At 69.2% G+C, this 10,793-nt stretch carries 9 protein-coding genes; 5 read left to right on the top strand and 4 right to left on the bottom strand.

The features are described 5' to 3' along the window. Positions 1–234: 234 nt before the first annotated feature. Both ACZ4SA_RS28720 and ACZ4SA_RS28715 read right to left on the bottom strand, forming a co-directional pair. The gene (locus ACZ4SA_RS28720) at positions 235–459 is read right to left on the bottom strand and encodes a DUF397 domain-containing protein (protein WP_468280240.1); all 225 of its coding nucleotides are present in this window, start codon (positions 457–459) and stop codon (positions 235–237) included. Then, positions 446–1,279 carry a helix-turn-helix domain-containing protein gene (locus ACZ4SA_RS28715; RefSeq protein WP_468280237.1) on the bottom strand — a complete coding sequence of 278 codons (834 nt, stop codon included), beginning with the start codon at positions 1,277–1,279 and terminating at the stop codon, positions 446–448. Before ACZ4SA_RS28715 ends, ACZ4SA_RS28720 begins: the two co-directional genes overlap by 14 nt. 145 nt (positions 1,280–1,424) lie before the next feature. Here ACZ4SA_RS28715 and ACZ4SA_RS28710 point away from each other — a divergent pair, with 145 nt between their 5' ends. Genes ACZ4SA_RS28710 through ACZ4SA_RS28700 form a run of 3 tightly spaced genes read left to right on the top strand, consistent with a single transcriptional unit; the run spans position 1,425 to position 2,186 of the window. Then, complete coding sequence (locus tag ACZ4SA_RS28710) at positions 1,425–1,697, top strand: hypothetical protein (RefSeq protein WP_468280235.1); 273 nt, start codon at positions 1,425–1,427, stop codon at positions 1,695–1,697. Beyond that, complete coding sequence (locus ACZ4SA_RS28705; RefSeq protein WP_468280234.1) at positions 1,694–2,026, top strand: hypothetical protein; 333 nt, start codon at positions 1,694–1,696, stop codon at positions 2,024–2,026. Before ACZ4SA_RS28710 ends, ACZ4SA_RS28705 begins: the two co-directional genes overlap by 4 nt. 13 nt (positions 2,027–2,039) lie before the next feature. Further along, positions 2,040–2,186, top strand: coding sequence for a hypothetical protein (locus ACZ4SA_RS28700; protein ID WP_468280260.1), 147 nt, complete (start codon positions 2,040–2,042; stop codon positions 2,184–2,186). A gap of 110 nt (positions 2,187–2,296) precedes the next feature. Here the strand turns inward: ACZ4SA_RS28700 and ACZ4SA_RS28695 are convergent, their stop codons facing one another. Further along, positions 2,297–3,955: a serine/threonine-protein kinase gene (locus ACZ4SA_RS28695; RefSeq protein ID WP_468280232.1), complete on the bottom strand. Its 1,659-nt coding sequence runs from the start codon at positions 3,953–3,955 to the stop codon at positions 2,297–2,299. 421 nt (positions 3,956–4,376) lie between these two features. Between ACZ4SA_RS28695 and recD2 the strand changes: the two genes are divergently transcribed. Continuing rightward, positions 4,377–6,596 carry an SF1B family DNA helicase RecD2 gene (gene recD2, locus ACZ4SA_RS28690; RefSeq protein WP_468280229.1) on the top strand — a complete coding sequence of 740 codons (2,220 nt, stop codon included), beginning with the start codon at positions 4,377–4,379 and terminating at the stop codon, positions 6,594–6,596. 246 nt (positions 6,597–6,842) lie between these two features. Beyond that, positions 6,843–8,132, top strand: a complete 1,290-nt coding sequence (locus tag ACZ4SA_RS28685; RefSeq protein WP_468280226.1) for a citrate synthase — start codon at positions 6,843–6,845, stop codon at positions 8,130–8,132. A 387-nt stretch (positions 8,133–8,519) separates the two neighbouring features. Here the strand turns inward: ACZ4SA_RS28685 and ACZ4SA_RS28680 are convergent, their stop codons facing one another. Beyond that, positions 8,520–10,730 (bottom strand): heavy metal translocating P-type ATPase, encoded by a 2,211-nt coding sequence (locus ACZ4SA_RS28680; RefSeq protein ID WP_468280259.1) that lies wholly within the window; start codon positions 10,728–10,730, stop codon positions 8,520–8,522. Between the last annotated feature and the right edge of the window lie 63 nt (positions 10,731–10,793).

Below are 10,793 nucleotides of genomic sequence, written 5' to 3'. Positions count from 1 at the left end.
GCGGAAGGGCACACACTTCCTGGCTTTCCTCGGCCTCGCAGCGGTACTGACCTGCTACAAGAAGCTGGCCAACCTCACCATGTGAGACAAGCTCTTAAGAGGCGTTCAGGCCTCGATATGTCGTCCCCGTTGTCACTCACCCGGAAATGCTTTCACGGGCGACTTCTCAGCAGCAACGAACAAAGCGGCCAACCGGCCACGAAGCGTGTGGGACACACACTCCGGGCGCGCGCCTCAGCCGGAGAGTTCACCGCTCTTGAGAGCGGAGACGAACGACGACCACCCCTCCGCAGAGAAGACCAGTGCCGGACCGGTCACGGCCTTGCTGTCCCGGACCGGCACGCCGGCGTGGCCGCTGGCGACCTCGAGGCACTCGCCCTGGCCGCCGCCGCTGTAGCTGGACTTGTACCAGCCGGTGAGGGCCGACGAGTCGGTGACGGTGCGTTCACTGCTGGCCATGTTCGTGTTCCTCCGCGGCGGCCCTCACGAGAGCCAGTGACTCCTGCTGCGACAGCGCGTCGCTCAGCGCAAGAGCGTAGGCCGTCTGACAACCGTTCACCAGGGCCGGCTCGTCCATCAGGCGCCCGCTGAACAGCCCTTCGACATACGCCACGGGAGCCGAGTCCTCGAAGCTCATGAGGGTGAGCAGGCTCTCCATGAGCGCGTGTGCGCCCGCTCCGAACGGCAGTACGTGCAACCGCAGTCGCCCCGCCTCGGCCATGTCCGCGATCTTGCCGAGCTGTTCGGCCATCACCTGGGGGCCGCCTACCTGCCGCCGGAGCACGGCTTCGTCCAGCAGCGTCCACATGACAGGGTGCAACGGCCCGTCGAGGACCCGGGAACGCTCTGTTCGAATGACAACGTCTCTGTCAAGTTCCTCCAGCTGATGATTGGGCCGGTACGCACGGAACAGCGCACGCGCGTAGCCCTCCGTCTGCAGCAGACCGGGCACCAGCGACAGGGCGAACTGCTGGATGAGCTTCGCCTGTTGTTCCAGCTCGGCCACCGCCGCGAAGTGGTCGGCGTACTTCGTCTCCAGGTCCTCCAGCCAGCGGGCGAAGAACCCGTCCGTGCCGAGCGCCCGGTCGATCCGCTGTGCGTCGTCCGGGTTGGGCAGCCGCCGGCCTGCCTCGAAGTGGCTGATGAGCGTCGGGGAGCACACGACCTGGTCGCCCAGTGCCTCCTGCGTCAGCTCCGCCGCCATCCGCCGTAGCCGCAGTTCTTCCCCGTACTTCTCGCGCGGCGTACGCGGTACTCGCGGCTTTCGGTTGCTGTCCATGCGATCGACTCCCCAAGCTGACGGGCGTGCTGTCAAGCCTCCGGTACTGGCAGCCTAGCCAGTCATGACTTCAGTCTGTGAGGAGTTCGCCACACAGTGCACTTGAGGGTGCCTGTGTGTCTCTCATGGACGGAAGAAGGCTGGCATGACGCATGTCCTCGGGCACCTCTTCGGGCCGCTGGCGCGGTTCTTCACCCCCAAGGCCGGACGGAGCCGGCCCACGGGACCGCCGGCGGCGGGCCACCCCTATTCGTGTGCCTATGTCGGCGGGCCGACCGTGTACCGCACCGGTGGACGGCCTCTGCGAGGCGAGGACAGCCCGCTCGTACGGCCCTACCTCGTGGCGCACGAGAAGCGGCAGAAGCGGCAGCGGCGGCGGGTACTGCTGCTCGCCGTACGAGGAGTGGATGTGGCGTGAGCGGCGAGAACTGTGCGGGGCGTGCGGCAGCCCGGCTGCTGCCGTGGACGGCCGAGCAGGATAAGCCGTGCTATGTCGTCGGCGACGGCACCGGCTATGTGTCGCGGCTCGCGGACGACATCGAGAGCATCCAGCTCGGCATGGCGGGCGACCTGCTCGGTCACGCCGGGGTCCTGCTGGCGGACCGTCGGGTGACGGGCAGTGAACTGCGCTACCTGGCCTGCCGGTTGAGCGAGTCCTTGCGGGACGTGATGCGGGTTGCGGAGAGCCGTGGGGCGCGGCTGGAGGCGGTGGTGGCCGGCGCGGACGGCCGGCGGGCCCGGGGCTGAGCGCGGATCACGTATGGACGAGGAGAACGGCTACACGGTCGCCCGCGTCGACACCGGGCGCGGCGGCGGTGACCTGCCCACCGTCGTCGGGTCGCTGCTCGGTGGCGCCGTTCCTCGCCTGCACGATCTGATCCGCCGAGCCCTGAGGCCCGAGCCCTGAGCCCCGAGGCCCGAGTGCCGAGCCACCGCCGTCGGGCGGCCCGGCTGCCGCGAAGTCCCGTCGTTCGTCGTCCGCCCGGAGGCGCCGTGGCGAGACTTCGCGGACAGGGCTCAGAGCTGGGTGATGTCCAGCTCTTTGATGGTGCGCTCGGCGACCTCTCGGCCCCGTTCCGTCAGATCGCCCTTGCCCGGGTACATGACCTTCAGCTTGTACATGTCGCCGGACTTGGTCTTGTAGTAGAAGATGCGGAACTCGCGCGGGTCGGGGCTGTCGCTGTCCGAGGTGTCCACGAAGGTGCCCGAGTTCGTGGCGGCCTTCTGGCCCTTGTAGTCGATGTCGACCTTCGTCTGCATCTTCAGCTTCGAGTCGGACCTGACTCCCAGGTCGCTGCTGCCGCTCTCGCGGAACGTCTCGGCGTCGTCGTACGCCTCCGCGGCGGCCGTGCCGGCGATGCCGCTCAGGCTGTCGTCCTTGCGGGTCAGGTCGAGCATGATCCAGACGGCACCGCTCGGGTCCTCGTACCGGACCCAGTCCTGGTCGCTGTTGGACTCCTTCGGCGTCCACCGTTCGTAGGCGTCCGGAACCGACAGCGTTGCTCCGAGCTGCTTCTCGGCCCGCTGCTCCCACTTGTCGTCCTGACCGGCGTCGGCGGCGAACGGGTTCGCCAGCACCAGGGCCATGGCGACGAACGCGGCGACCACCGCGCCGCCGGTGCTGAGCAGCGCCTTCCGGCTCAGGGTCACGCCCTGCTTGCCGCCACTGCTCTGCGGCAGTGCGGAGTGCACCACCGTCGGCGTGGGCGGCGGGGGTGCGGCGGCCTCCTCCAGAAGACGGCGTGCCCGGTCCGCGGGCATCCGCCGGGCCGGGTCCTTCACCAGCAGGCCCCCGATGGCCTGTGCGAGAGGGCCCTGTGCTGCTCCTGGCGCGGGCGGATCGGTGTTGAGGACGGACTGCAGCGTGGCCGGGGTGTTGCCGCGCCGGAACGGGGACACGCCCTCCGTCGCCGCGTACAGCACGACGCCGAGCGCCCAGAGATCGCTCGCCGGCCCCGGGCGCTGGCCCAGGACCCGCTCGGGGGCGATGAACTCCGGTGATCCGACGAAGCCGCCGGTGTCGGTCAGACTGGTCTCGCCCTCGATCTGGGCGATGCCGAAGTCGGTGAGGACCACCCGGTCGTGACGTCCGAGCAGGACATTGTCGGGTTTGACGTCACGATGCAGGATGCCGGCCTGATGGGCGGCCTCCAGGGCCCCGAGCACCTGCAGGCCGATCCGCGCGGCCTCGCGTGTGCCCAGCGTCCCTTCCTGCAGGACAGCGCCGAGGGAGCTGCCCTGCACCAGCTCCATCACGATCCAGGGCTGGCCCCCCTCGACGGCCACATCGTGCACATTGACCACTGCCGGGTGATCGAGTCTGGCCGCGGCGCGCGCCTCGCGGCGCATCCGCTCGAAGGCGTTGGCCCGCTCGCGCTCGGGAAGGTGGTCGGGGAGCCGGGGCTCCTTGACGGCGACCTCGCGGCCGACCGTCTCGTCCGCAGCCCGCCACACGGTACCCATGCCGCCGTGCCCCAGTTTGGCCAGCAGCCGGTACCGTCCGGCGATCAGCCGCCCCGCACCGGGGTCCGTCGCGTCGGGCTGTGGCTGCGGCGCATGGTGCCCCGGCGCAGGGTACGGAGCCGGGGCCGGCCGGGACGGGTCGGGCTGCGGCGGCCGGAGTATGAAGCTGCTCGGTTCGCCGTTCCCTTGAGGGGATCCCCCGTAGTTGCTCATGGCTCTTCTTTATCGCGGATGGCGGAGCAAATTCCACTTCGGCCGCGGACTGTGACGTGGGACCTGGTCGCTCAACGGACCGGTGCGACGGTTGGCCCGGTCGCTCCGATGGTTGTCGTTCGGGCACCGTGCCGGGCAAGCCGGGCCGGTCGGCGCACGCGGCACCACCGATCCGTCGTGTGGCTGAAAGCATGTCTCGAACGTGGCGAGAATTACTGGGTGCAGTCATGCAACCGTATGTGCGTGACCGGAGTCGTATGTGTCAGCAAGGCCCGGGGGGCGATCCGGGGGATCGCAAGGGCCTTGTAGGTGGGGGAGTTGGTGGAGGCCCGGTCGTCGACCGGGCCCTTCGGCGTGCGGAGCCGGGTGGGGTTGTCCACAGGGCGTCCCTGATGTCGGACCTCAGCGATAACGTCGGTTCATGTCCAATCCGGTCACGTTCACCCCGGCCGTCCTCGAAGGCGTCCTCGAGCGGATCACGTATGCCAACGAGGAGAACGGCTACACGGTCGCCCGCGTCGACACCGGGCGCGGCGCCGGCGATCTGCTCACCGTCGTCGGGTCGTTGCTCGGTGCGCAGGTCGGCGAGTCGCTGCGGATGGAGGGCCGTTGGGGCTCCCACCCGCAGTACGGCAAGCAGTTCACCGTGGAGAACTACACCACCGTCCTGCCGGCCACGATCCAGGGCATACGCCGCTATCTCGGTTCGGGCCTGATCAAGGGGATCGGGCCGAAGATCGCCGAGCGGATCGTCGACCACTTCGGCACGGACACCCTCGACGTCATCGAGCAGGAGCCGAAGAGGCTCATCGAGGTGCCGGGCCTCGGGCCGAAGCGGACGAAGATGATCGGCGCGGCCTGGGAGGAGCAGAAGGCCATCAAGGAGGTCATGGTCTTCCTCCAGGGCGTGGGCGTCTCGACCTCCATCGCGGTGCGTATCTACAAGAAGTACGAGGACGCCTCGATCTCGGTCGTGAAGAACCAGCCGTACCGGCTGGCGGCCGACGTGTGGGGCATCGGCTTCCTGACCGCCGACCGGATCGCCCAGGCGGTCGGGATACCGCACGACAGTCCCGAGCGGGTCAAGGCCGGTCTGCAGTACGCCCTTTCCCAGTCGACCGACCAGGGCCACTGCTTCCTGCCGCAGGAGCAGCTGATCTCGGACGCGGTGAAGCTGCTCGCGGTGGACACCGGTCTGGTCATCGACTGCCTCGCCGAGCTCGCGGGCGACGAGGAGGGCGTCGTACGGGAGCAGGTGCCGGGGCCGGAGGGGGGAGAGCCGGTGACGGCCGTGTACCTGGTGCCGTTCCACCGCGCGGAGCTGTCCCTCGCCGGGCAGGTGCGGCGGCTGCTGGAGGCGGAGGGTGACCGGATGCCGGCCTTCGGGGAGGTGGCCTGGGACAAGGCGCTGGCATGGCTCGCGGACCGTACGGGCGCGAAGCTGGCGCCCGAGCAGGAAGCGGCGGTCAAGCTCGCGCTGACCAGCAGGGTCGCCGTGCTCACCGGCGGGCCGGGCTGCGGCAAGTCGTTCACCGTCCGCTCGATCGTGGAGCTGGCCCGTGCCAAGAAGGCCAAGGTCGTGCTCGCCGCCCCCACGGGCCGTGCGGCCAAGCGCCTCGCCGAGCTCACCGGCGCCGAGGCGTCCACGGTGCACCGGCTGCTGGAGCTCAAGCCCGGCGGGGACGCGGCCTACGACCGGGATCGGCCGCTGGACGCGGATCTGGTCGTCGTCGACGAGGCGTCGATGCTCGACCTGCTGCTCGCCAACAAGCTGGTCAAGGCCGTGGCGCCGGGCGCGCATCTGCTGCTGGTCGGGGACGTGGACCAGCTGCCGAGCGTCGGCGCCGGCGAGGTGCTGCGCGACCTGCTCGCGGACGGTGGTCCGGTGCCGAGCGTGCGTCTGACGCGGATCTTCCGGCAGGCGCAGCAGTCCGGTGTCGTCACCAACGCCCATCGGATCAACTCCGGTCTTCCGCCCATCACTTCGGGTCTCGCCGACTTCTTCCTGTTCGTCGAGGACGAGACGGAGGACGCGGGCAGGCTGGCCGTCGACGTGGCGGCCCGGCGCATCCCCGCCAAGTTCGGCCTGGACCCGAGACGCGATGTCCAGGTGCTGGCGCCGATGCACCGGGGCCCGGCCGGTGCCGGGACGCTCAACGGACTGCTTCAGCAGGCGATCACCCCGGCCCGCCCCGAGCTTCCGGAGAAGCGCTTCGGCGGACGGGTTTTCCGCGTTGGCGACAAAGTGACTCAGATCAGAAACAATTATGACAAGGGGCGTAACGGGGTCTTCAACGGCACCGTCGGCGTCGTCACGTCGCTCCAGGTGGAGGACCAGCGGCTGACCGTGCTGACCGACGAGGACGAGGAGGTTGCCTACGACTTCGACGAGCTGGACGAGCTGGCCCACGCCTACGCGGTGACGATTCACCGCTCGCAGGGCAGCGAGTATCCGGCGGTGGTGGTCCCGGTCACCACAGGGGCGTGGATGATGCTTCAGCGCAATCTGCTCTACACGGCTGTCACCCGGGCGAAGCGGCTCGTCGTCCTGGTCGGCTCCCGCAAGGCGATAGGCCAGGCCGTGCGGACCGTTTCCGCAGGCAGACGCTGCACGGCGCTCGCCCATCGGCTGGCCGGGTGAGCCCGCCGCCCGGACGGGCCCGGTGGGCGGACGGTTCGGCGGCATGCCGGGGTGGGAAACACCACCCCGACCCCGTCCTGGCTTCCGGAACCAGGGCGAAGGGGGCAAGATGAGCAGGTTGGCGGCACTGAGTGCCGCCGATAGGCCCAATGGTCGACCCCGAGTGCACTCTGCTGAGCCAAATGGGGGATGGTAGAGACAGTCAGGGCACCTCGAAGAAGAGGCACTACGTCGGTGAGGGATGACGTGAGCGACAACTCTGTAGTACTGCGGTACGCGGACGGTGAATACACCTACCCGGTGGTCGATAGCACCGTCGGCGACAAGGGCTTCGACATCGGGAAGCTCCGAGCCCAGACCGGTCTGGTGACCCTGGACAGTGGATACGGCAACACCGCCGCCTATAAATCCGCGGTCACCTACCTCGACGGCGAGCAGGGCATTCTGCGCTACCGCGGCTACCCGATCGAGCAGCTGGCCGAGCGCTCCACCTTCCTCGAGGTGGGATACCTGCTGATCAACGGCGAGCTTCCGACGGTCGACGAGCTTGCGGGCTTCAAGGGCGAGATCACCCAGCACACGCTGCTGCACGAGGACGTCAAGCGGTTCTTCGGCGGCTTCCCGCGTGACGCGCACCCGATGGCCATGCTGTCGTCCGTGGTCAGCGCGCTGTCCACGTTCTACCAGGACAGCCACAACCCGTTCGACGAGAAGCAACGCCACCTCTCCACGGTCCGGCTGCTGGCCAAGCTGCCGACGATCGCGGCGTACGCGTACAAGAAGTCGATCGGTCACCCGTTCGTCTACCCGCGCAACGACCTCGGTTACGTGGAGAACTTCCTCCGCATGACCTTCTCGGTCCCCGCGCAGGAGTACGAGCCCGACCCGGTCGTGGTCTCGGCGCTGGAAAAGCTGCTGATCCTGCACGCGGACCACGAGCAGAACTGCTCGACCTCCACGGTGCGGCTGGTCGGCTCCTCGCAGGCGAACATGTTCGCCTCGATCTCCGCCGGCATCAGTGCCCTGTGGGGCCCGCTGCACGGCGGCGCCAACCAGTCGGTCCTGGAGATGCTCGAGGGCATCCAGGCCAACGGCGGCGATGTCGACTCCTTCATCCGCAAGGTGAAGAACAAGGAGGACGGCGTCCGCCTGATGGGCTTCGGCCACCGGGTCTACAAGAGTTTCGACCCGCGCGCGAAGATCATCAAGGCCGCGGCGCACGACGTCCTCTCCGCGCTCGGCAAGTCCGACGAACTGCTGGACATCGCGCTGAAGCTCGAGGAGCACGCGCTCTCCGACGACTATTTCGTCTCGCGCAACCTCTACCCGAACGTGGACTTCTACACGGGTCTCATCTACCGCGCCATGGGCTTCCCGACCGAGATGTTCACCGTGCTCTTCGCGCTCGGCCGGCTTCCCGGCTGGATCGCCCAGTGGCACGAGATGATCAAGGAGCCCGGGTCCCGCATCGGCCGCCCGCGCCAGATCTACACCGGCGAGGTCCTGCGCGACTTCGTTCCGGTCGAGGCCCGCTGAGCCCTCGCACCGTCCGGGCCGGGGTCGAAGCCCCGGGTCCCCGAACAGCGGAAAGCGCCCCGCTGCCGATCCCCCCACGGGTCGGCGGGCGGGGCGCTTCCCATATCCCCGACAGCGGATTCCCCCCACGGGATCCGGCCGGGCGTCTGTGGGTGGCAGAAGCTCCTCACGCGGTGCCGGGGTACGTACGCACGGGAGGGCCGCTCAAAGCTCCCCGGGCACGTGCCCCGGCCAAACGCTTGCCTGGGACGTCCCCCAAGACATCCCATGAACGTCCCCCAAGACGTTCTCGGCATCGACCATTCAGACCCGCGAGGAGCACGAATGGTTACCCCTAAATATCTGTGATCTAGGTCTCGTTGTGAAGGTCTTGTGACCTGTTTGTAGTCACGAAAAGGAGCGCAGGCGCAGGCTGTTGAATACCACAAATACGGACGAAAAGGCCATCGCGAATCCCGCGATCATGGGGTTGAGCAGGCCTGATGCCGCCAGAGGCAGTGCGGCGACGTTGTAGCCAAAGGCCCAGTAAAGATTGCCTTTGATCGTGGCCAGTGTCCGCCTTGCGAGACGGATCGCGTCCCCGGCCACCCGCAGATCCCCCCTCACCAGGGTGAGGTCTCCCGCCTCGATCGCCGCGTCCGTGCCCGTTCCCATCGCGAGGCCCAGGTCGGCGGTGGCCAGCGCGGCTGCGTCGTTCACGCCGTCGCCGACCATCGCGACCGCGCGGCCCTCGGCGCGAAGCCGTTCGACGACCTTCACCTTCTCCTCGGGCGTGACCTCGGCGTACACCTCGTCCACACCGATCTCCGCGGCGACCGCTTCCGCCACCGCCCTGCTGTCGCCGGTCAGCAGCACGGGAGCAAGCCCCAGCGCCCGCAGCTCCCGCACGGCCTGTGCGCTGGTGCCCTTGACCGCGTCGGCGACGGTCAGGACGCCGAGGGCCTTGCCGTCCCGCGCCGCGTACACGGCCGTACAGCCGCTCGCGCGGGCCGCGGCCTCCACGAGCCCGTCAGGCAGCTCGACGCCCGCGCCCTCGAGCAGCCGCGCCCGCCCCACCAGCACCTGCCGGCCCTCGACGACTCCCCGCACGCCGAGGCCGGGCACGTTCACGAACTCCTCGACGGCAGGCAGCGGGCCTCCCGTGCGGACCGCCGCGCCGTCGGCGATCGCACGAGCGACGGGGTGCTCCGAGGCGTGCTCCAGTGCGCCCGCGAAACGCAGCAGTTCCTGCGCGTCGGCGGTTTCGGCGGGGTGCACGCCCTGAAGAGTCATCCGGCCCGTGGTGACGGTTCCCGTCTTGTCCAGGACGACGGTGTCCACCCTCCGCGTGGACTCCAGTACCTCCGGCCCCTTGATCAGGATGCCGAGCTGCGCTCCCCGCCCCGTGCCGACCATCAGTGCGGTCGGAGTCGCCAGACCGAGCGCGCAGGGGCAGGCGATGATCAGTACGGCGACGGCGGCGGTGAAGGCGGCGGACGTGTCACCCGTCGCCGCCAGCCATGCGCCGAGCGTGCCTACTGCGATCAGCAGCACCACCGGCACGAAGACGGCGGAGATCCGGTCGGCCAGCCGCTGGACCTGCGCCTTGCCGTTCTGGGCGTCCTCCACCAACTTCGCCATCCTGGCCAGCCCGGTGTCCGCGCCGACGCGTGTGGCCTCGACGACGAGGCGGCCGGCGGTGTTCAGGGTGGCACCGGTGACGGCGTCGCCCGGGGCGACGTCCACCGGAACGGACTCGCCGGTGAGCATCGAGGCGTCGACGGCCGAGGTGCCCCCGACGACGCTCCCGTCGGTGGCGATCTTCTCCCCGGGCCGTACGACGAAGCGGTCGCCGACGGCGAGGCGGTCGACCGGGATGCGCACCTCGGAGCCGCCCCTCAGGACCGCGACGTCCTTCGCGCCCAGGTCCATGAGCGCCCTCAGGGCCGCGCCCGCGCGCCGCTTGGAGAGTGCTTCGAGCCGGCGTCCGAGCAGGAGGAACGTGGTCACCCCGGCGGCGACCTCGAGATAGATCGTCGACGAGCCGTCGGTGCGGCTGACGGTGAGGTCGAAGCCGTGGCGCATGTCCGGCATGCCGGCGTTGCCGAAGAACAGCGCCCACAGGGACCAGCCGAAGGCGGCCAGTGTGCCGGTGGAGACCAGCGTGTCCATCGTCGCCGCGCCGTGCCGCAGATTGGTCCAGGCGGCACGGTGGAAGGGCAGGGCGCCCCAGACGACGACCGGGGCGGCGAGTGTCAGCGAGAGCCACTGCCAGTTGTCGAACTGCAGCGGCCCGATCATCGACATGAGGACGACCGGTGCCGACAGCAGCGCGGAGACGACGAGCCGCTGTCGCAGGGCACCGCCGTCCCGTCCGGTGTCCGCGGCGGCCGTGCCGTCCGAGGGCTCTTCGGGATGGGTGTCCGGCGTGGGGGCGGCCGGTGGCGGCTCCTCGGCCGTGTAGCCGGTCTTCATCACCGTCGCGATCAGATCGGCGATTTCCGTCCCTGCCGGGCAGGAGATGTGCGCCTTCTCGGTCGCGTAGTTGACCGTGGCGCTGACGCCGTCCATGCGGTTCAGCTTCTTCTCGACGCGGGCGGCGCAGGAAGCGCAGGTCATCCCGCCGATGGTGAGCTCTACCTCGGATGTTTCCACGTTCGGGACTCCACGCAGCTGGGCCGG

Source organism: Streptomyces sp. NPDC027962 (assembly GCF_055566095.1).
This window is presented reverse-complemented; position numbering and strand designations above follow the sequence as displayed.

Bases quoted from the DNA above. Each gene is read 5' to 3' on its own strand.
- ACZ4SA_RS28720 (WP_468280240.1), bottom strand. From the start codon at position 459: ATGGCCAGCAGTGAACGCACCGTCACCGACTCGTCGGCCCTCACCGGC.
- ACZ4SA_RS28700 (WP_468280260.1), top strand. From the start codon at position 2,040: ATGGACGAGGAGAACGGCTACACGGTCGCCCGCGTCGACACCGGGCGC.
- ACZ4SA_RS28695 (WP_468280232.1), bottom strand. From the start codon at position 3,955: ATGAGCAACTACGGGGGATCCCCTCAAGGGAACGGCGAACCGAGCAGC.
- ACZ4SA_RS28680 (WP_468280259.1), bottom strand. From the start codon at position 10,730: ATGACCTGCGCTTCCTGCGCCGCCCGCGTCGAGAAGAAGCTGAACCGC.
- recD2 (WP_468280229.1), top strand. From the start codon at position 4,377: ATGTCCAATCCGGTCACGTTCACCCCGGCCGTCCTCGAAGGCGTCCTC.
- ACZ4SA_RS28710 (WP_468280235.1), top strand. From the start codon at position 1,425: ATGACGCATGTCCTCGGGCACCTCTTCGGGCCGCTGGCGCGGTTCTTC.
- ACZ4SA_RS28715 (WP_468280237.1), bottom strand. From the start codon at position 1,279: ATGGACAGCAACCGAAAGCCGCGAGTACCGCGTACGCCGCGCGAGAAG.